The organism is Actinosynnema mirum DSM 43827 (assembly GCF_000023245.1).
Taxonomy (GTDB): Bacteria; Actinomycetota; Actinomycetes; order Mycobacteriales; family Pseudonocardiaceae; genus Actinosynnema; species Actinosynnema mirum.
The window spans coordinates 4304586-4326631 of record NC_013093.1 but is presented as its reverse complement, the minus strand read 5'-3'; the positions used below and the strand labels follow the sequence as shown (position 1 = coordinate 4326631).

At 75.1% G+C, this 22046-nt stretch carries 6 protein-coding genes; all 6 read left to right on the top strand.

Annotation, left to right across the window (positions count from 1 at the left end):
* Genes AMIR_RS18355 through AMIR_RS18330 form a run of 6 tightly spaced genes read left to right on the top strand, consistent with a single transcriptional unit; the run spans nt 1 to nt 22038 of the window.
* Nucleotides 1-3180 carry a non-ribosomal peptide synthetase gene (locus AMIR_RS18355; RefSeq protein WP_015802454.1) on the top strand — a complete coding sequence of 1060 codons (3180 nt, stop codon included), beginning with the start codon at nt 1-3 and terminating at the stop codon, nt 3178-3180.
* Entirely contained in the window at nt 3177-7670 is a 4494-nt protein-coding gene (locus AMIR_RS18350; protein ID WP_015802453.1) for a type I polyketide synthase, read from the top strand. The genes AMIR_RS18355 and AMIR_RS18350 overlap by 4 nt, the downstream gene beginning before the upstream one ends.
* On the top strand, nt 7667-11095 hold the full coding sequence (locus AMIR_RS18345; protein WP_015802452.1) for a non-ribosomal peptide synthetase: 3429 nt from the start codon (nt 7667-7669) through the stop codon (nt 11093-11095). The genes AMIR_RS18350 and AMIR_RS18345 overlap by 4 nt, the downstream gene beginning before the upstream one ends.
* A complete protein-coding gene (locus AMIR_RS35900) occupies nt 11092-19257 on the top strand; it encodes a non-ribosomal peptide synthetase (RefSeq protein ID WP_015802451.1) in 8166 nt (2721 codons plus the stop codon). The genes AMIR_RS18345 and AMIR_RS35900 overlap by 4 nt, the downstream gene beginning before the upstream one ends.
* Nucleotides 19244-21052, top strand: a complete 1809-nt coding sequence (locus tag AMIR_RS18335; RefSeq protein ID WP_015802450.1) for a condensation domain-containing protein — start codon at nt 19244-19246, stop codon at nt 21050-21052. Before AMIR_RS35900 ends, AMIR_RS18335 begins: the two co-directional genes overlap by 14 nt.
* Nucleotides 21049-22038 (top strand): NAD-dependent epimerase/dehydratase family protein, encoded by a 990-nt coding sequence (locus AMIR_RS18330; protein WP_015802449.1) that lies wholly within the window; start codon nt 21049-21051, stop codon nt 22036-22038. Before AMIR_RS18335 ends, AMIR_RS18330 begins: the two co-directional genes overlap by 4 nt.
* Nucleotides 22039-22046: the final 8 nt, after the last annotated feature.

The following is a 22046-nucleotide window of genomic DNA, read 5'->3' as shown; positions in this document are numbered from 1 at the left end:
ATGGCGACCAGCCCCCAACCGCCGACACCCCTCGACGCCGCACAGCAGCGCTTGTGGTTCCTGCAGCAGCTGGACGAGAGCAATCCGGCCTACACGATCTGCACCACGATCGAGTTCACAGGACCGCTCAACCCGCTCGCGCTGCGGCACGTGGTCGACCGGATCGGTCGCAGGCACGAGATGCTGCGCGCGGCCTTCGTCGACGGTGGTGAGGGCCCGTGCCAGGTGGTGGTGGCGTCCGCACCTCGCCTGCGACTGGTCGACCTCCGGGTCGCGGGGAGCGTGCGGGAGACGAGCAGGCTGCTCGCGGAAGCGGCGGCCCGCCCGTTCCCGCTCGCCGCAGGTCCGCCTGTCGCCTGGCTGCTCCTGCGGCTCTCCGCGCACCGGCACCTGCTCGTGCTCCTGGTGCACCACCTGGTGTTCGACGGCGGTTCGGCCCAAGTCGTGCGCGACGAGCTCCAGGCGCTGTACGAGGCCGCGGTCACGGGTGAGCCCGCCGTCCTCGTCGCGCCTGGCCCCGGCTACCGCCACGTCGTAGCCCGCCAGCGCGAGCTGACGGAGCAACACACCGGCTCCACGGCGTTCTGGCGTGCCGCGCTCGCCGGGGCCCCGCCGCGCAGCACGCCGTTCAGCGGGGCCAGGACCGGCAGGACCAGGCCGGTCCGGCACGTCGAGCGGCTGGGGCGCGCCGAGGTCAGCGCGCTGAACCGGCTGTGCCGCAGCACGGGCGGCACCAGGTTCACGGTGCTGCTGGCCGCGCTCGGCTGCTGGGTCGGCCGCCACAGCGGGCAGCGGGACGTCGTCCTTGGCTCCCCGGTCGCGCTGCGGGAGAGCGAGCTGTCGGCGACCGCGGTCGGCCCGCTGATCAACATGCTGCCCCTGCGCCTGCGGCTGCGCGGTGAGCCGGGCTTCCGCGAGGTCCTGCGCAGGACCAGGGACGCGGTGCTGGACTCGCTCGAACACCGGTGGCTGCCGTTCGAGCGGATCGTCGACGAGCTGGGCGCCCACCGGGACCTCGACACCACCCCGCTCTTCCAGGTGCTGTTCGCCTACCAGCACCCCCCGGAGCCCCCACGCCTGCCGGAGGTCGCGGCTCGACTGGTGGACGTGCCCACCGCAGCGGCCAAGTACGACCTCACCGTCACCGCAGCGGACACCGGGGACGGCATCGAGCTGATCTTCGAGGCGGACGGCGCGCGCTGCGCGGAACCGGAGCTGGTCAGCCGGTGCCGCCAGTTCAGGGCGTTGCTCGCCGCAGCGGTGGCCGACCCGGAGCGGTCCGTGCACCGGCTCGCGCTGACCACCCCGAGGCAGCTGGCGGCTCTGCGCGCCCCTGCGGCGATCGACCCCGGCGCGGGCGAGCTGATCCACGACCTCGTGGCGGCGGCCGTCGCGGAGCACCCCGACGCGGTGGCGGTCGTGCACGGCGGCCTCCACGTGACGTACCGGCGGCTGGACGCCTGGTCGGACGGGATCGCCGCAGACCTGCATGCTCGGGGCTGCGGCCCGGAGGAGGTGGTCGGCGTCTGGCTCCCCAGGACACCGGCGCTGCTCGCAGCCCTCCTCGGCGTGCTCAAGGCGGGCGCCGCCTTCCTCCCGGTCGACGTGGAGCAACCCGAGCGACGGGTCCGGCTGATGCTCGCCGAAACCGGCTCCCGGCTCCTCGTCGGGGACGAAGGTCTCCTGAGCGGGCGCGGCGCGGGCGAGCAGTCCCTGCCGACCGTCGTCCCGGTGGCCGGGCCGGGCCGGTCGGCGCGGGTGGACCTGTCGCCGCGGGCGCTGGCGTACGTCCTGTACACCTCCGGCTCCACCGGGCGGCCGAAGGGCGTCGCGATCGAGCACCGCAGCGCCGCGGCCTTCCTCCGCTGGGCGGGAACCGAGTTCGGCGCGCGCGGGCTGCGCAGCGTCCTGGCCACCACGTCGGTCGGCTTCGACCTCGCGTTCTTCGAGCTGTTCGCGCCACTGGCCCACGGTGGGACGGTCGTGCTGGCGGAGGACGCGCTGCACGTGCCCGAGACGCCTGCCGCTGCGGGGGCGACGCTGCTGAACTCCGTGCCCTCGGCGGTGGCGGCCCTGCTGGACGTCGAGGGCGTGCCCGCCTCGGTCGAGGCGGTCAACCTGGCGGGCGAGCCGCTGCCGCGCGAGCTGGCCGACCGGCTGCACCGCAGGGCCGGGCGCACCGTGGTGCGCAACCTCTACGGCCCTTCCGAGGCGACCACCTACGCGACCGCGGCCACGGTCGCCGCGGACAGCGCTCCACCGACCATCGGCGTCCCGATCGGCACGGCGCGCGCCTGGGTGGCGGACGACCGCGGCGCGCCCGCGCCCGACCTGGTCACCGGAGAACTGCTCGTCGGCGGGCCCGCGCTCGCCCGCGGCTACTCCCGCCTCCCCGCCAGGACGGCTGAGGCGTTCGTCCCCGACCCGTTCGGCGCGCCGGGCAGCCGCGTCTACCGCACCGGTGACCTCGTGCGGCGGCGCGCGGACGGTCAGCTCGTCTTCGTCGGCCGCCGCGACGCGCAGATCAAGCTGCGCGGGGTGCGCGTCGAGCCGGGCGAGGTCGAGCAGGTGCTCCGCGCCGTGGCCCCGATCCGCGACGTGGTCGTCCTGCCGGTCGGGGACACGCCGGCCGACCGGCGGCTGGTGGCGTTCGCCAGCGCGACGCCGGGGGAGCGGCTGCGCCCGGAGGACGCGCTGACGGCGCTGCGATCCGCCCTGCCGCTCGTGATGATCCCCTCGGAGCTGGTCGTGCTGGCCGACCTGCCGCACAACGGCAACGGCAAGCTCGACCGGGCCGCGCTCGCCCGTCGCGCCACGACCTCGGTGCGGGAGCGCAAGCCGGGGGTCGCGCCCAGGAACGCGCTGGAGCGGGCGATCGCGCGGGAGTGGCAGCGGGTACTCGGCGTCGAGCGGGTCGGTGTCCACGACGGGTTCTTCGACCTCGGAGGAAACTCCCTCGGCCTGCTGCGGCTGCACCACGCCCTGGTCAATTCCGTCCACCCCGGACTCCGGCTGGTCGACCTGTTCCAGTTCGCCGACGTGGCAGACCTGGCCGCGCACGTCGACCACCTCGTCCGCTCGGCAGGCAGCGGGCGCCTGTCCCCGACCGCCGATCCGGCGCAGGCCAGGGGCAGGCGGCGCAGGCACAAGGCAGGACTCGCATGGGAGCGCCAGACATGACCAGTTCACCCCTGGACCCCGCGGCGCCGGAGCCGGTCGCCGTGATCTCGATGAGCGGCCGGTTCCCCGGCGCGGACACCGTCGAGCAGTTCTGGGCCAACGTCAGCTCGGGGACCGAGAGCATCACCCGCTTCCCCGACCCCGCCCCGGAACCCCGCGAGCAGTTCGTCGGCGCCGAGGGCGTGCTCGGGGACGTCGCCGGGTTCGACGCGGACTTCTTCGGCTACTCGCCGAGAGAGGCCGAGGTGATGGATCCCCAGCACCGGATGTGCCTGGAAGAGGCGTGGACACTGTTCGACACCGCCGGTTACGACCCGGCGGCCCTGGACGACCCGGTCGGGGTGTTCGTCTCCACCGCGCTCAGCTCGTACCTGGTGCGCAACCTGCTGCCGAACGACCGGCTGGTGCGGGACCTCGGCGGGTTCCCGCTGCTCATGCACAACGACAAGGACTTCGCGGCCACCACCATCTCCTACAAGCTGGGGCTGACCGGCCCCAGCTTGTCCGTCGGCTCGGCGTGCTCCTCCTCCCTGGTCGCCGTGCACCTCGCCGCGCGCAGCCTCCAGTCCTACGAGTGCGACATGGCCGTGGCGGGCGGCGTCTCCGTCCAGGTGCCGCAGGCCCAGGGGTACGTCCGCACCGAGGGCAGCTACTACTCGGCGGACGGCCGGTGCGCGGCGTTCGACCGGTCCTCCTCGGGCACGGTCGGCGCCAGCGGCGTCGGTCTGGTTCTGCTCAAGCGGCTGCCGGACGCCCTGCGGGACCGCGACCGGGTGCACGCGGTGCTGCTCGGCTCGGCGGTGAACAACGATGGTGGGAACAAGGCGGGCTACACCGCGCCGAGCGTGCGCGGACAGCGCGACGCGATCGTCGAGGCGCACGCCGTCGCCGGGGTCTCGGCGGGGAGCATCGGCTACGTCGAGGCCCACGGCACGGGCACCTCGATCGGGGACCCGATCGAGGTGGAGGCGCTGACCGACGCGTTCCGCGCCACCACGGACCGCACCGGCTTCTGCGCGCTCGGCTCGGTGAAGACCAACGTCGGCCACCTCGACGCGGCGGCGGGGGTCACGGGCCTGATCAAGGCGGTCTGCGCGGTGCGCGACGGGGTGCTCCCGGCCAGCCTGCACTACGAGGAGCCCAACCCGGCCATCGACTTCGCGGACTCGCCGTTCCACGTCAGCGCGACCACCACCCCGTGGCGGGCCGGGAACACGCCCCGGCGGGCCGGGGTGAGCTCGTTCGGCGTCGGCGGCACGAACGTCCACGTGGTGCTCGAACAGCCGCCCGCGGTGCGACCCGAGGCGGGGGAGCGCAGGCAGGTCCAGCCGCTGCTGCTCTCGGCGCGGTCGGCTCAGGCGCTCGACCAGGCCGGGACCCGGTTGGCCGAGCGGTTGCTGCGCGATCCGGGCGTCGACCTCGCCGACGTCTCCGCGACCCTCGCGGGAAGGCGGGCGCACCGCCACCGGAGGGTCGTGGTGGCCGCCTCCTGCGCGGACGCGGCAGTGGCGCTGCGCGCACCGGTGGCGCCCGCGCAGGCCGCCGGTGACGGACGGGCCGCGTTCCTGTTCTCCGGTCAGGGCAGCGGCTACCGGAGCATGGCCATCGGCCTGGCTGCGGGCGAACCGGCCTTCCGGCGCCACCTCGACGAGTGCGCCCGCCTGCTGGCCGAGCACGCGGTGGACCTGTGGGCGCTGCTCGACGCCCCGACCGGGACGCCCGAGGACCAGACCGCGGGGTTCGCGGTGAGCTACTCGCTGGCCCGAACGCTCGTCGAGTGGGGCGTTGAGCCGGTCGGCATGGTCGGGCACAGCCTCGGCGAGTACGTCGCCGCCACCCTGGCCGGGGTGTTCTCGCTGCCCACCGCGCTCCGCCTGGTCGTAGCGCGCTCGCAGGCGCAGTGCGCGCTCCCGGAGGGGCGGATGCTCGCCGTGCCCCTCGGCGCCGACGAGCTGCGACCTGTCCTGGACGACGGGCTCGCGCTGGCTGCGATCAACGCCCCCGACCGGTGCGTGGTCTCCGGCAGCGTCCACGCGGTGGAGGCGTTCGCCACCCGGTTGACCGACCTGGGCCTGCGGACGACGGTGCTGCCGGTGCGGGGAGCGGGCCACTCCGAGGCGGTCGACCAGGTCCTCGGCCTGTTCCGGCCCGCGCTCGCCGAGGCGGAGTTCCACGCCCCGCGCACGCCGTTCCTGTCCACCGTGACCGGCGACTGGGCCGATCCGGCCGATGTGGCGGGCCCCGACTACTGGCTCGCCCAGATGCGCCGCCCGGTGCTCTTCGACGCCGCGGTGCAGCGGCTCGCCGAGCTCGCGCCCGCCGCGCTCGTCGAACTCGGTCCGGGCACCGGACTGGGCAGGCTGGCCGCGCGCGGCCTCGGCCCGCGCACCGCATTCGCGGGCAGTTGCCTGCCCTCGGCCGAGCGGGACCCGCGTCCCGAGCAGGAGACCGAGCACCTGGTCCGGGCCACGGGGGAGCTGTGGGCCAGCGGCTGCCGGGTGGACTGGACCGAGTTCCACCGCCCGCAGCGTCCGCTCCGCACGCCCGTGCCGGGATACCCGTTCCAGCGCGCGCGCCACTGGGTCGAGGCCCCCGGCGAGACCACGACGGCGCCGCAACCCCCCGCGGGCAATCGGCCGGAGCGCCGCGCGGACCCCGGCGAGTGGACCCACCTGCCCGGCTGGCGGCACGCCGCCCCCGCTCCCGCCGCGCGCCGCCGGGACGGCGAGACCTGCCTGCTGCTGTCCGAAGGACCGCTCGGCCGGGAGGTCGCCTCGCGCTTGGAGGACCTGGGTGTCCACGCGGTGTTCGCCCCCGTGGACCCCGACGGCCGCGCCGACCAGCACCGGTACCGCGAGCTGCTCGCCGACCTGACCGCCCGCGACCGGACGCCGCGGCTGATCGTGCACCTGCGGCCGTTCGAGGCGGCGGGCGCCGACCGCCCCCTCGACCTCGACGCGGTCCGCGAGGGCCAGATCACCGGGCTGCACAGCCTGCTGCACCTGGCCCAGGCCATCGGCGCCGGGCCGGGCTCCGAGCCGGTGCGGCTGGTGGCGGTCACCAGGGGAGCGCAAGCCGTGCTGGGCGACCTGGCGCACCCGGAGCACGCGACGGTGGCCTCCGCGGTCAAGGTGATCCCCAGGGAGCTGCCCCGCGTGTCCGCCACGGCGATCGACGTCGACGCCGGGAGCGCGGGCCTGGCGGACCGGATCGTGGCCGAACTGCTCGATCCCGCCTCTCCCACCGAGGTCGCCTACCGAGGACCGCAGCGGTTCGAGCGCGACTACCACCCGCTGCCGCTCGGCCCGGCGGCGCGCGCGCCGGAACCAGGCGGGGTCTACCTGATCTGCGGCGGGCTCGGCGGTATCGGGCTGAGCGTCGCCGAGCACCTCGCGCCCACCGCCCGCGCGCTGGTGCTGACCCGGCGCACCCCGTTCCCCGGATCGGGCGCGGACGAGGGCTCCGCTGTGCTGGCCGATCGGTTGGCCGCGCTCACCGCAGGCGGCGCCGAGGTGCTCGTCCGGCAAGCCGACGTGGCCGACGAGACCCGGATGCGCGAGGTGCTCGCCGAGGCGGAGAGCAGGTTCGGACCGGTCACCGGTGTGGTGCACGCCGCAGGCGCTCCGGACACCGCGGGTCTCATCCAGAGGAGGAGCCGCCACGACACGGACGACGCGATGGCCTCGAAGGTGCTCGGCCCGGTCGTGCTGGACACGATCCTCGGCGACCGGCCGCTGGCCTTCTTCGTCCTGTGCTCCTCGATCGGCAGCGTCCTGCACAAGCTGAAGTTCGGCGAGGTGGGCTATGTGGCGGGCAACGACTTCCTGGACGCCTTCGCCGCCCACCGCGCCTCCCGGCGGCCCGGCCTGACTGTGTCGATCGCCTGGACCGACTGGCGCGACGAGGCGGGCATGTGGGGCACGGTCCACCCGAAGCTGGTCGAGCGGTACGAGTCCGCCTTCGCCGCGCCCGACCACCTGGCTCCCGGCGATGACCTCCTCGGTGCGATCAGCCGGTCCGAGGGGACCGAGCTGTTCGCCCGGATCCTCGCGGGCAACCGGTCGCCCAGGGTGCTGGTTTGCGCGCTGGACCTCGGGGCGCTGCTGGCCCGCCACGAGGCGTTCAGCACCGAGGACCACCGTGCTGCGGTCGCCGGGCTGCGGATCGCCCGCTCGCGGCGTGACAGGTCCGCGCTGTCCAGCGCCTACCGGGAGCCGGGCACGGCGACCGAGCGGGGCGTGGCGGACTGCTGGGCCACGCTGCTCGGCGACGACCCGATCGGCGCGGACGACAACTTCTTCGAGCTGGGCGGCGACTCGCTGGTCGCGCTCCGGCTGCTGGCGGTCGTGCGCGAGCGGTACGGGGTCGAGCTGTCGATGGCCCAGCTGTTCGAAGGGCCGACGATCTCGGACCTGGCCGCTGCGGTCGAGCGCGGCTCCGCGCGGGGCGCGGGCGGGGAACGACCGGACGACGAGGAGGTGCTCCTGTGAGCACCCTCGAGGGCACCGCCACGAGCGCACCCGAAAGCACCCCCGAGTTCCTGGCGGGCCTGCGCCGCGCGGGCGTCACGGTGACGGCCGAGGGCGACGACCTCCGGTGCGCCGCGCCCCCCGCCGTGCTCACCGCCGACCTGCGCGCGGAGATCGTGGCGCGCAAGCCCGAGATCCTGCGGGAGTTGCGCGCCGCAGCGGTGGCCGTCCCGGTTCTCGACGGCCCACCGCCGCTGTCGTTCGCCCAGGAGCGGCTGTGGCTGGTGCACCGGTTCCACCCCGGCTCCAGCGCCTACCACGCCACCCTGCACCTGCGGCTGAGCGGCGCGCTCGTGGTCCCCGCGCTGCGCACGGCTCTGCGCGAACTGGTCCGCAGGCACGCCGTCCTGCGCACCCGGTACCCCGTCGTTGGCGGCGTGCCCGTGGCCGAGGTGCGCCCGGCCGCGACCTCGCCGCTACCCCTGGTGGACCTCACGGACCTGCCCGCCCTCGAGGCGACTGCGGCGAGCGGTCGGCTCGCCGCGGTCCTGACCGCCCGCCCGTTCGACCTCGAAACCGGTCCCGTGCTGAGGGCGGTGCTGCTCCGGCGTGGTCGCGACGACCACGACCTGGTCCTCGTGCGGCACCACATCGCCAGCGACGGGTGGTCGCTGGGGGTGCTGCTGTCCGATCTCGTCGAGCTGTACCGGGCGCACGCCGCGGGCGTGCACGCCGACCTGCCCCCCCTCCCGGTTCAGTACGGCGACTTCGCCGCCTGGCAGCGGCAGCGGGCCGAGGTGCCCGACTTCGGCGAGCGGCTCGCCCGGTGGACCACCGCGCTCGAGGGGGCGCCCGCCCAGCTGGACCTGCTGGGCCGCGCACCGGGCGGTGAGCAGGGCCGCCTCGCGGGCTCGACGACCGCACGGACCGGCGCCGTGCTGACCGGACAGCTCCGCGAGCTGGCCGCCCGCAGGCGGACGACGCTGTTCCCGGTACTGCTCAGCGCGTTCGCGCTGGCGCTGAGCGGCTTGTCCGGCCAGCGCGACGTGGTCGTCGGCGCTCCCGTCGCGGGGCGCTCCCGGCGCGAGCTCGACCACCTGATCGGCTGCTTCGTCAACCTCCTGCCGCTGCGCGTCGACACGTCCGGGGCGCTCGACTTCACCCACCTGCTCGACCGGGTGGCCGCGGTCGTCCGCCACGGGTTGGCGGACCAGGAGGTCCCGTTCGAGCGGATCGTCGACGCGCTGCGCCCCGACCGCTCCTTCGCGGACACCCCGCTCGTCCAAGCCGTCCTCGCGTTCCAGAACACCCCCGCGTCCCGGATCGCGCTGCCGGGGCTGACCGCCGAGGTGCTGGCCTCCCCGCCGGTGGCGGCGAAGTTCCCCCTCGCCATGACGGTCACCCCCGACGATCCTGGCCTGGCGCTGGAGCTGGAGTACGACCGGGCCAGGATCCACCCCGCCACCGCGGCCGACCTGCTGGCGAGGACGGTGGCCGCGCTGGAGGTGGCGGCGACGTCGCCGTACCTGCCGCTGCCGCTGGTCGAGCGGACCCCGCCTGCCTGGGAGGACGCGCCCGGCGACGTCCCGGTCGGGACCGGTCTGCTCCACCTGGAGTTCGAAAGGGTCGCGGCGGAGCAGCCGGACGCGGTCGCGATCACCGACGGCGGCGCCCAGATCACCTACCGGCGGCTCGACGCGCGCGCGAACGCGCTCGCCGCCAAGCTGGTGGACCATGGCGTTGGCCGGGAAACGCTGGTCGGGCTGTGCGTCGCCCCCTCGATCGACCTCGTCGTGGGGATGCTGGGAATCCTCAAAGCCGGGGCGGCGTACGTCCCGATCGACCCGGCCGACCCGCCGCTGCGGCGCGCCGAGCTCGCCGCAACGGCGGGGCTGCAGCTGGTGGTGACCGAGCGGGTGGTGCTCAACAGCCCCGACCCGCGCGTCGAGCTGCTGTTCCTCGACCAGCTCGCGCCCCGCGAGGCGGCCCGTCCGGTCACCCGGCGGGCACACGCGGACAACCTGGCTTACGTGATCTTCACGTCGGGGTCGACCGGTAGCCCGAAGGGGGTGCTGGTCAGCCACCACAACATCGTGTCGGTGCTGTCTGGGTGCCGGGCCGCACTGCCGGAGTCGGCCGGTGCGGAGCACACCTGGGCCGTGCTGCACTCCCCGGCCTTCGACTTCTCCGCTTGGGAGATCTGGGGCGCGCTGACCAACGGCGCGCGCCTGGCGATCGTCCCGCCGGGGGTCGTCCGCGCCCCGGACGAGCTGTGGCGGACCGTGGTGACCGAGCAGGTCAGCGTGCTGAGCCAGACACCGGGCGCCTTCCGCGCCCTCGTACCGACCGCACTGCGCTCCAAGGCGGGCGGGACGCCCCTGGCCGCGGTCGTACTCGGCGGCGAGTCCTGCGAGGTCGCGAAGCTCGCGCCCTGGTTCGACGCCTGCGGCGGGCGCCCGCCCGCGCTGGTGAACATGTTCGGCATCACCGAGACGACGATCCACGTCACCGCGCGCCACCTCGCCCCGGCCGACGTGACCGGCCCGGCCGCGAGCCCGCTGGGCCGCGCGGTCCCCGGCCAGCGGATCGACGTGGTGGACGAGGGCGGGACCCCGAGGACCGCGGGCGGGCAGGGCGAGCTCGTCGTGAGCGGGGCGGGTGTGGCGCGCGGCTACCTCGGCCGCCCAGGGCTGACCGCCGACCGGTTCCGGCCCGCACCGCACCGCCCCGGCGCCCGCGGGTACCGCTCGGGGGACCTCGCCAGGGTGCTGCCCGGCGACCTGGACTACTTGGGGCGCGGAGATCAGCAGGTCTCGGTTCGGGGCTACCGGGTGGAGCCCGGCGAGGTGGAGGCCGCCGTGCTGACCCATCCGGGGGTGCGGGACTGCCTCGTGGTCCCGCACGGCGTCGGGGACCGGTTGCAGCTGGTCGCCTACCTGGTCGCCGAATCGGGCGACGCGCCTGCTGACCTGTCCACCACCGCGGTGCGGGCGTTCCTGGCCACGACGCTCCCGCGCCACCTGATCCCGGCACGCGCCCTCGTCGTGGAAGCGCTCCCGCTGACCAGGAACGGGAAGCGGGACCTGCGGGCGCTGCCGGTCCCGCCGCCCGAGCGCTCATCCGGAAGGCCGCTCGCGCCGGGGACCGAGCGGACCGTCGGCGACCTCGTCGCCCAGGTGCTCAGCTGGGCCGACGCGGACGGCATCGGCGCCCACGACAACTTCTTCGACCTCGGCGGGGACTCCCTGCTGGTCACCCGGTTCCACTTCCTGCTGGTCACCGCCTTCGACGTCGACCTGACGGTGCGGACGGTCTACCAGGCCCCTGATCTCGCGACGCTTGCGGCGGCCGTGGACCGGCTCCGCGCCGCGCGTCACCACGACCTGATCAGGGAAGCGCTCGAACTGGCCGAGAACGCGACCACGCCCGAGGAGGAGTCCGCATGAGCACGCGAACCGGGACGGACCACGTGCGCGGGCGCCGCGGCACGATCATCGACATCGCCCGGCGGCATGCCGAGGACACCCCGTCCCGCCCCGCCTACCTCTTCCTCGCCGACGGCGTGACCGAGTCGGCGAGCCACGACTTCGCCGGCGTCGACCGGCGGGCCAGGGCGATCGCCGCCGAGCTGACCGCCAGAGGGCTCCGGGGCGAGCGGGTGCTGATCGCCTACCCGTCGGGCATGGCGTACGTCGAGTCCTTCCTCGGCTGCCTGTACGCGGGCGCTGTCGCGGTGCCCTGCGACTCCGGGCGGGGGACCGCGGGCGCGGAGCGGCTGGCCGCCATCCGCGCGGACGCCGAGCCCGTCCTCGCGCTGCGCGACCCGGCAGGCGGCTCCGGGCAGCTGACCGGGCTGCCGGCACTGCACGTCGCGGACGTGCCCGACAGCGCGGCCGGGCACTGGCGGCATCCCGGAGTCGGGCAGGACGAGGTCGCGTTCCTCCAGTACACCTCGGGCTCCACCCGGACACCGAGCGGGGTGCGGGTCACCCACGCCAACGTCCTGGCCAACGAGCACGCCATCCAGGTCGCCTGCGGCAACGACCGGGACTCCCACTTCGTCGGCTGGCTTCCCCTGTTCCACGACATGGGCCTGATCGCCAACGTCCTCCAGCCGCTGTACCTGGGGTCACGGTCGGTGCTGATGCCACCGGAAGCGTTCGTCCGCTCTCCGCTCGCCTGGCTGCGGGCCGTCGAGCGCTACCGGGCGCGCGTGAGCGGCGGCCCCAACTTCGCCTACGAGCTGTGCCTGTCGCGGATCGGCGAGCGGGACCGCGCCGGGCTGGACCTGTCCGGCTGGACCGTCGCCTACAACGGCGCGGAGCCCGTCCGGCACGAGACGCTGCGCCGCTTCACCGAGGGCTTCCGCTCGGCCGGGTTCGCCCCGACCGCCCACTTCCCCTGCTACGGCCTGGCCGAGGCCACCCTGATCGTGACGTCGACGCCGACGGCCGAACCGCCCACCACGCTCCGCGCCGACCCGGCCGCGCTCCGCGCGGGCAAGCTCACCGGGGTCGCCGAGGACGAGCCGGGCGCCACGCTGGTCAGCTGCGGACCCGCCGTGCCGGGGACCGAGGTCGAGATCGTCGACCCGGTGACCCGCAGCCCGGTCCCCGCGGGCGGCATCGGCGAGGTCTGGCTGCGTGGAGACGGCGTCGCGGCCGGGTACTGGAACCGGCCCGCGGAGACCGAGGAGACCTTCGCCGCGCACCTCGCGGGCACGCGCGACCGGCCCTACCTGCGCACCGGTGATCTCGGGGCCCTCGTGGAGAACAGGCTCTACATCACCGGGCGGCGCAAGGACGTCATCGTCATCCGCGGCGAGAACCACCTCCCGCAGGACCTGGAGCACACGGCCGAGCGCGCGGCTCCGGCGCTGCGACCGTCCTGCGGGGCGGCCATCGCGGTGGACGTCGACGGCGTCGAGAGCGTGGTGCTGTGCCACGAACTCATCTCGCCCCAAGAGGAGCACGACCTCGACGCGATCGCCACGCGGGTGCGGCGCGCGGTGGCTGGCGCGCACGGCGTCGAGTGCAGGCACGTCGTGTTCGTCGCCAAGGGCGGTATCCCGAAGACCACGAGCGGGAAGGTGCGCAGACAGCTCTGCCGCCTGCTGTACCTGAACGGCGAGCTCCCGGTGCTCCGCGTGGTCAGCGCCAGCCGGGCCGCCGCGCCGGACCTGCCCGACCTGGCGGAGATCGCCGCGCTCGACCCCGAAGCGCGCCGGGAGGAGCTGGCGGCCGCGCTCGGGCGGACCGCCGCGGCGCTGGCAAGCGACGCCGAGACGGCTCCGGGAGCGGACGAGCCCCTGGCGCGGTTCGGGCTCGACTCGCTGGGCGCGGTCGAGCTGCGGCACCTGGTGCAGCGGCGCTACGGGGTCGACCTCGGCGCCACCGCGCTCGCCGACCAGGCGAGCCCGGACGACCTCGCCACGCTGATCCTGTCCGCCGACAACCGCAAGTCCCCGGCCGCCCCCGAGATCGAGGGAGCGTCGCCGGACCACGGCCCGCTGCCGCTCACCGAGGGACAGCGCGCCCTGTGGTTCGAGCACGAGCTCGACCCCGCGGGCGCGGCCTACACCCTCTCGCGGGTTCTCCGGATCGAGGGGCCGCTCGACCCCGACGTCCTGAGCCGGGCGCTGGACGCGCTCGTCGCGCGGCACCCGGCGCTGCGGACCAGCTTCCCGGTGGACCAGGACGGCCCCCGCCGTCTGGTGAGCCCGACGGGGCCCCACCTCCAGTCGGTCGACGCGAGCGCGGACGCGGACGCGGAGCTGACCGCTCGCCTGCTCGAACTCGCGGAGCGGCCCTTCGACCTGTCCTCGGCGCCGCCGTTCGCGGCGACCCTGGTGCGCCGTGACGAGCGCACTCACCTGCTCGTGCTGGTCGCGCACCACCTCGTGATGGACCTGTGGTCGTTCCTGGTGGTGCTCGACGAGCTCCGCGCCTCGTGCGAGGCGCGGAGCACCCCGGTCCCGACGACATCGACCGGCCGCCGCGATCCGCACGAGACCGCGCTCGCCGAGACGGCGGACTACCTGCGCTCCCCGGCCCACGACCGGGACCGGGACTTCTGGCGCCGTGCGTTGGCGCAGGCCCCGTCCGCCCTCGAACTCCCCGCCGACCGCCCCCGGCCGCAGCACCGCGACTTCCGGGGCGCGACCGAGGGGTTCCGACTGCCCGCCGAGCTGGTGCGCGATCTCCGGGCCTTCGCGCGGCAGCGTTCCTGCACGCTGTTCACCGTCCTGCTCACCGCCTACCGGGCGCTGCTGCACCGCTACACCGGGCAGAGCGACCTGGTGCTGGGCACACTGCTGGCCGGACGGGACACCGCCGACCTCGCCGACGCGGTCGGCTACTTCATCCGCACCGTTCCGCTCCGCTCCCGGTGCGGGCGGGAGGACTCCTTCGACGCCCTGCTCGCCGACTCGGGGCGACTGCTGCGCGACGCCGTCGACCACGGCCGGTACCCGCTCCGCCACATGGTCGCCGAGCTGTCGCCGGACCGCGACGCAGGCCGCCCCACCCTGGTGCAGACCCAGTTCGTGCTCCAGCAGGAGTACGGCGAGCGCCGAGGCGGGACGTTCGGGCTGGCGCAGGGGTCCGAGGACCGGGTCGGCCTCGGCACGGCGACCATCACCCCCGTCGAGCTGCCCCGCCGCTGGTCGCAGCTCGACCTGAGCCTGAGCATGGCGCAGCTGGGCGACGGGCTGACCGGGTGCTGGGAGTACCGCACCGGCCTGTTCGACCGGGCCACGGTGGCCGGGATGTCCGGACACCTCGTCGAGCTGCTGCGCGCCCTGGTCCACGACCCGGCGCGCCTGGTGGACGCGATCCCGCTGCGGGACGCGGGCGAGGTCCCCGAGGCCGGGCCCGAGCGGGACCGGCCGGACCTCGGCGGACTCCACCGCGTGGCGGCCGAGGCCGCGCGCGCCCACCCCGACACGACTGCCGTGGTCGCGCCGGACGGCACGCTGAGCCACGTCGCCCTGCACCGGGCCGCGACCGGGGTCGCCGCCGGGCTGCGCGCCCTCGGCGCGCTACCGGGCGAGCCGGTCGCGGTGCTGCACCAGCGCGGGGTCGCGCTGCCGATCGCCTACCTCGGGGTGCTGCACGCCGGGTGCGCGGTGCTTCCGCTCGACCCGGACGACCCGGCGCCGCGCCGCGCGGTGCTCCTGGCGGATAGCGGGACGCGGTTCCTGCTCACCGGGGACGACGTGCCGGACGACGGAGTCGACCTGCCCGTCCGGCGTCTGGACACCGCCGCGCTGGCCCGACGGCCCGGTCGCGGCCGCTCCACGCCGGTGCACCCCGAGCAGCCCGCGTACCTGCTCTACACGTCGGGGTCGACCGGCGTCCCGAAGGGTGTGCTGGTGCCGCACCGCGGCATCGTCAACCGGCTGCGGTGGATGCAGGAGCACTACGGGCTCGCCCCTGGGGAGCGCGTGCTGCACAAGACCCCCGTCAGCTTCGACGTCTCCTGGTGGGAGCTGTGCTGGCCACTCATCGCCGGGGGGACCGTGGTGCTCGCGCCACCCGGACTGCACCGCGACCCGAGCGGGCTGGCGGCGTTCATCACGCGCGTCGCGGTCGGCACCGCCCACTTCGTGCCGAGCGCGCTCACGCCGTTCCTCGCCGAGTCGGCCCGCGCGGGCGCGGCGGCCTCGCCGCTGCGCAGGGTGCTGTGCAGCGGCGAGACGCTGCCCTCCACCACCAGGGACCGGTTCTTCCAGCTCTTCGACGCCGAGCTGCACAACCTCTACGGTCCCACCGAGGCCTCCGTCGACGTCACCGCGTGGCGCTGCTCGCCGTCCGAGGACGGGCCGGTGCCCATCGGACTGCCGATCAGCAACACCTCCGTCGCGGTGCTGGACCACCGGCTCCGCCCGGTGCCCCGCCCGATCGAGGGGGAGCTGTTCCTCGGCGGCGTCGGGCTCGCGACCTGCTACGCCGCGGACCCGGCCAAGACGGCGGCGGCGTTCGTGCCCGATCCCGGTGGGACGGGCGCCCGCCTGTACCGCACCGGCGACCGGGCGCGGCGCAGACCCGACGGCGCGCTGGTCTTCCGCGGTCGCGCCGACCAGCAGGTCAAGATCGGCGGACAGCGGGTCGAGCTGGGTGAGGTCGCCGAGGTGCTGCGCGCCCAGCCGGGGGTGACCGACGCGGCGGCTGTGGTGCGCGACGCCAGGCTGATCGGCTACGTCCGAGGACCGGACGCGCCCGCCCCCGCCGAACTGCGCGAGCGGCTGCGCCTGCTGGTGCCCGCCCGGTTGGTGCCCGCCCGGATCGTGCCGGTCGACGTGCTGCCGGTCACCCGGAGCGGCAAGCTGGACCACCACGCCCTGCCCGATCCGGGAACAGATCCGGAGACCGGTCCGGAGCGGTGGACGACTCGGGCGCGGACGCCCTCGGAGCGCGCGCTCGCCGACCTGTGGGCCACCTACCTGGGCAGGCCCGCCATCGACGTGGACACCGACTTTTTCTCCCTCGGAGGGGACTCGATCCTCGCGATCGCGGTCTCGTCGGCGGCACGGGAAGCCGGTGCGGGCTTCACGGTGGCCGAGTTGATGGCCCACCCGACCGTCGCGTCGCTGGCCGCGCACCTCGACGACCGACCGGACGCCAGGGACGTGGAGGCCGAGGCCCTGGCGCCGTTCGCGCTCCGCCCTGAGCTTGCGGGGCGCGGGGGACTGGCCGACGCGTACCCCGTCTCGATGGCCCAGCGAGCGCTGATCGCGCACGAGGGCGACAACCCCGCGTACGAGGTCTACGCGACCAGTGTCGTGGTCTCCGCCGCGCTGGAACCGTCCGCGCTGGCGCAGGCCGTCCGCCTCGTGCTCGCCCGCCACCCCTACCTGCGCTCCTCGTTCGACCTGACCGGTTCCGCCGAGCCGATGCAGCTCGTCTGGCACGACGTCCCCCGCCTGCCGCTGGAGGTGCTGGACCTGAGCGGTGACCCGGCCCCCGAGGAGCGGTTCTCCGCGTGGCTGGAGGCCGAGCGCAAGCGGCACTTCGACCTGGACCACGGCCCGCTGGCGAGGTTCACCGCGCATGACCTCGGCCCGGTGTTCCGCCTGACCACCAGCAGCTTCGGACTCGACGGCTGGTGCACCGCGCTGGTGCTCACGGAGGTGCTGCACGCGTACCGCGAGGCGAGCCGCGGCGCGACTTGGAGCCCGCCGCCGCTGCGGACCGGGTACGCCGACTTCGTCGCGCTGGAGCGGTCGGCGATCAGCTCGCCGGAGGACCGCGCGTTCTGGGCGGCGGAGCTGCGCGGCGCCCGACCGTCCACCCTGCCGCGGTGGGCGACCGGATCCACGACGCGGCAGCCGACCCTGCAGCAGCGCACCGTGCTGGAGGTCGACGACCACGTGCGGGACGCGCTCTCCGCGCTCGGGGTCGAGTTGGGCGTGGGGCTCAAGCACGTCCTGCTCGGCGTGCACCTGCGGGTGGTGAGCGCGGCGACCGGTGCGGAGGACGCCGTCACCGGCCTGGAGACCAACGGCAGGCCGGAGCGCCGGGACGGCGACCGCGTGGTCGGCGTGTTCAACAACATCCTCCCGCTGCGCGTCGGGGTGCCCGGTGACGCGAGCTGGGCCGACCTCGCCCGCGCCGCGTACGCCGCCGAGCGCCGGACCTCGCCGCACCGCCGCTACCCGCTGATCACCCTGAACCGGGAGTTCGGCGCGGGTGCGCTGTTCGACGTGCTCTTCGTCTTCACCCACTTCCACCTCTACCGGGAGCTGTCCGCGGCGGGCGGACCGGGGATCTCCGGGCTCCAAGCCCCCGACCAGACGTACGTGCCGCTGACCGCGCACTTCAACGTCGACGCGGAATCCGGCCGCCTCCGGCTGCTGCTGGAAGCGGACCCGGCCAAGGTGCCTGCCGAGCAGGTCGAGGAGTTCGGCGGGCTGTTCGCGGCGGCGCTCCGGGCTGCGGCGCGCCGACCGCACGAGGCCGCGTCGCGCTGGGCGGGGAGCGTCGGGGCATCCGGTGACCACGCGTCCGTTCCGGAACCCGGTCGGGAACCAGCCGTGCACGAGCTGGTGGAGGCGGCCGTGCACGGGGGGCCGGACCGGATCGCGCTGGTTGAGGACGGCAAGCACCTGAGCTACCGTGGCCTGTGGGCGGCGTCCGCGCGGCTCGCCGAGGCGCTCCAGGCGTTCCCCGTCGGTCCGGACACCGTCGTGGGGCTGTGGGCGGAGCGCGGCGTGGACTACGTCGTGGGGTTGCTGGCGATCCTGCGCGCGGGCGCGGCGCACCTGTCGATCGACCCGGAGACCCCGCAGGAGCGGGTGGCCGCCGTGCTCGCCGACGCGAGGGCGACCCTGCTCGTGCTGCCTCGAGGGGTTCCAGCGCCCGAGGGCGTCGCCTTCGGAGCCGTGCTGCGGACGAGCGCGGCCCCCGGCCCCGGTTCCGCGGGCGGGGTGCGCCGCCCGCGGCTGAGCGGCTCGAACCTGGCCTGCGTACTGGCCACGTCCGGTTCCACCGGGCGGCCGAAGCTGGTCGGCGTCCACCACTACGGGCTGGTCAACTACCTGCGCTGGTGCGTTTCCGCCTACGGGATCACCGAGGGGACCTCTGCCCCGGTGCACTCGTCGCCCGCGTTCGACCTCACCGTGACGAGCCTGCTCGCGCCGCTGACGGCCGGGGGCGTCGCGCACCTGCTGCCTGGAGCGGACGTCACGAACCTGGGCACGGCGCTGCTCTCCGGCCGCCACACCCTGGTCAAGATCACCCCGTCGCACCTGTTCGCGGTCGCCGGGCACCTCGCCGCGCGGGGCCGCGCGCTCGGCGGGCTCACCGTCGTGGTGGGCGGAGAGCGACTGGACGGCGGGCAGGTCGCCGCCGCGCGGGCGGTCATGCCGGACGCCTTGCTGTTCAACGAGTACGGCCCCACCGAGACCGTGGTGGGCTGCTCCGCGCACCGGGTGGGCGCTGTGGTGGAGGGGCCGGTGCCCATCGGCGAACCGATCACGGGCGCGTCGGCGGCGGTCCTGGACGCGCGGGACGGCCATCGGGGCGAGCTGGCTGTCGGCGGCGTCGGCGTCACCAGGGGCTACCTCGGCCTGCCGGGGGCCACCGCACTGGCGTTCGCGCCCGATCCGGAGCGGCCGGGCGCCCGGCGCTACCGCACCGGCGACCTGGTCCAGCGGCTGCCCGGTGGAGCGCTCGTCTTCCGAGGACGCGCCGACCGGCAGGTCAAGCTGCGCGGCCACCGCGTGGACCTCGGCGAGATCGAGCAGGCGCTGACCGCGCACCCCGCCGTGACCGGCGCCGCGGTCCTGCTCGGGAACGGCGCCGCGGGCAGCGCCCGCCTGATCGCTTACTGGTCCGGCACATCGCAGCCCTCGGAGCTGCGGGACTGGCTCCGGCGGCGGTTGCCCGCCCGCCTGGTCCCCGGCGACCTGCGCTGGTTGGCCGCCCTGCCGCTCACCGGCAGCGGAAAGGTCGACCACGCTGCGCTGGCCGCGCGGCCGGAGCACCGGGAGCGGCTGGTGGACCGGATCGAACTGCTGACCGACGAGGAAGCGGCCTGGCTCCTGCGGATGGCGCGCGGGCAGGCGGACCGGCCGCAGGAGCCAGGAGGCCGCGATGACCGAGCCTGACCCGCGCGTCGCGCGGTTGTCCGACACCAAGCAGGAGTTGCTGAACCTCTGGCTGGCCGACGGTCCCGCCGCGCGGTCCGCGCCGCGCACCGGCGCGGAGCGGATCGTCACCGGCATCTGGGGCGAGGTGCTCGACCTCGACGAGGTCGGCCTCGACGACGACTACTTCGCCCTGGGCGGGGACTCGGTGCACGCCATCGTGATCGTGGCGAAGCTGGAGGCCGCAGGGCTGCGGATCTCCGCCCAGGAGCTGTTCAGCCTGGGCACCGCGCGCGCCGTCGCGGAGCGGGCGGGCGCGGAACAGGCGGGCGTGGGGTGGCAGGGCGCCGAACGGGCGGTCGCGGGCCCGGTGGTCACCGACCACCCGCTCAGCCCGATGCAGGAGGGGATGCTCTACCACTCCGTCGGCGGCAGCAGCCCCGGCGCCTACGTGGTCCAGGCGTGCTGCTCGCTGACCGGGGACCTGGACCTCGACGCGTTCCGCGCGGCGTGGACCGCCGTGGTGGAGGCGACCCCCGCGCTGAGGGCCTCGTTCGACTGGGCCGACGGCGCCCGGCCGCACCAGGTGGTCGCCGAGGCTGCCGTGCCGGATGTCCAGGTCCTCGACTGGCGCGACCGCGACGACCGGGACACGGCGCTCGCCGACCACCTGGAGCAGGACCGCGACCGCGGCTTCGACCTCGGACGTGCCCCGCTGTTCCGGCTCACCCTGGTGCGCGAGTCCGACCGGACCCATCGGTGCGTGTGGACGCACCACCACCTCGTCCTGGACGGCTGGTCGCAGCAGTTGGTGCTCGCCGACGTCCTGGCCACCTACGGGGCGCTGGTCGCGGGCGTGGAACTCCACCTGCCCCGGCGTCCCGGCACGGCCGAGTACCTGGCCTGGCTGAACCGGCAGGACCGCGCCGCCGCCGACGAGTTCTGGAACCGGCAGTTCACCGGGCTGACGGGGGCGACCAGGATCGCGCGGCCGGGCTGCGTGCGGGGCCAGGTCGTCGCGCGCCGCGGTGGTGAGGTCGTGGTGAGCCTGCCCGAGGAGCGGACCGCGGAGCTGAGCGGGCTCTGCCGAGGCAACGGCCTCACCACGAGCACCGCCCTCTACGGGGCCTGGGCACTGCTGCTGTCGGAGCTGTGCGGCGGTGACGACGTCGTCTTCGGGGTCACGGTCTCCGGCCGTCCTCCGACCCTGCCAGGAGCGACCGAGCTGATCGGCGTGCTCATCAACACCTTGCCGCTGCGGGTGCGCTGCGCCACGAGCGGGCCCGCCCTGCCCTGGCTGCGCGAGCTGCAGGACCGCCTGGCCGCGATGCGCGAGCACGGGCACGTCCCGCTCTCCGGCATCACCCGCTCCGTCGGCCTGCACCACCGCGACACCCTGTTCGACACGATCGTCGTGGTCGAGAACTTCCCCGTGACGGCGACCGGGAACGGCGCGGGACCGCTGGTGATCGGGGACGTGCGCACCGTCGTCGACGAGGGCTACCCGCTGGTGCTGGAGGTGGTCCCCGGCGGCCAGTTGCTGCTCCGAGCCCGCCACGACCCGACCCGGCTCGACGCCGAGGAGGTCGCGGCCCTGCTCGACGCGCTCCTCGCCTGCCTCGGCGCGCTCATCGCCGACCCGGAGCAGTCGCCGTCCCGGTTGCGGACCCTGCTGGCGGGACACCTCCGGCAGCACCGGGAACGGACTTTCCACGCCCGCCAGGACACGGCGGCCAAGAAGCTGGCCACCGCGCGGCGGCAGGCCACGAGCACGCCCGGCCGAGCCGGGGTCGCGGACACGGAGGAGGACGCATGAGGTCGATCGTGGTCACCGGCGCGGCGGGCTTCGTGGGTGGACACCTGGTGCGGGCGGTGCGCGAGCGCTACCCGAGCGCGCAGGTGCGCGGTGTGGACCTGCGGCGTCCGGAGCACGGTGCGAGCGAGGCCGACGAGTTCCTGGTGGCCGACCTGCGCGGGCGCGAGCGCTGCGCGGAGGCGGTGGCGGGGGCGGACGTCGTCTTCGCACTGGCCGCCAACATGGGCGGGATCGGGTGGACGCACGCGGCGCCCGCCCAGATCCTGCACGACAACCTGCTCATCTCGGTCAACACCGTGGAGGCGTGCCGCCTGGCCGGGGTGCGCACGGTGGTCTACACCTCGTCGGCCTGCGTCTACCCGGAGTCCCTGCAGCGCAGCCCGGACAGCGCTCCGCTGCGCGAGACGCCGGTGTTCCCGGCCGAGCCGGACATGCAGTACGGCTGGGAGAAGCTGACGACCGAGATCCTGTGCGAGACGTACCGCCGCACCTACGGCATGGACGTCAAGGTGGCCCGGCTGCACGCGATCTACGGGCCGATGGGCGGCTACCGCGGGCTGCGCGCCAAGTCCCTGTCGATGCTCTGCGGCAAGGTCGCCGCGGTGCCGGGGGACCGGGGCGAGGTCGAGGTGTGGGGCGACGGCTCCCAGACCAGGTCCTACTGCTACGTCGACGACTGCGTCACGGGACTGCTCCGCCTCGCCGAGTCCGCTGTGGACCGTCCGGTGAACATCGGTTCCGAGGAGCGGGTCAGCATCGGCAATCTGGTGGCCAGGATCGCGAGGGTCGCGGGCAAGGAGATCACCCCGCGCTACCTGCCGGACAAGCCGGTCGGGCCGCTGGGGCGGGTGTCGGACAACGCGCTGTGCCGCGAGCTGCTGGGCTGGGAGCCCGGCACCACGCTCGACGAGGGGCTGCGCCACACCTACCGCTGGATCGAGGAGCAGGTCGCCGCGGAGCGCGCCGGAGAGCGGGTCGCCCGGTGAAGCGCGAG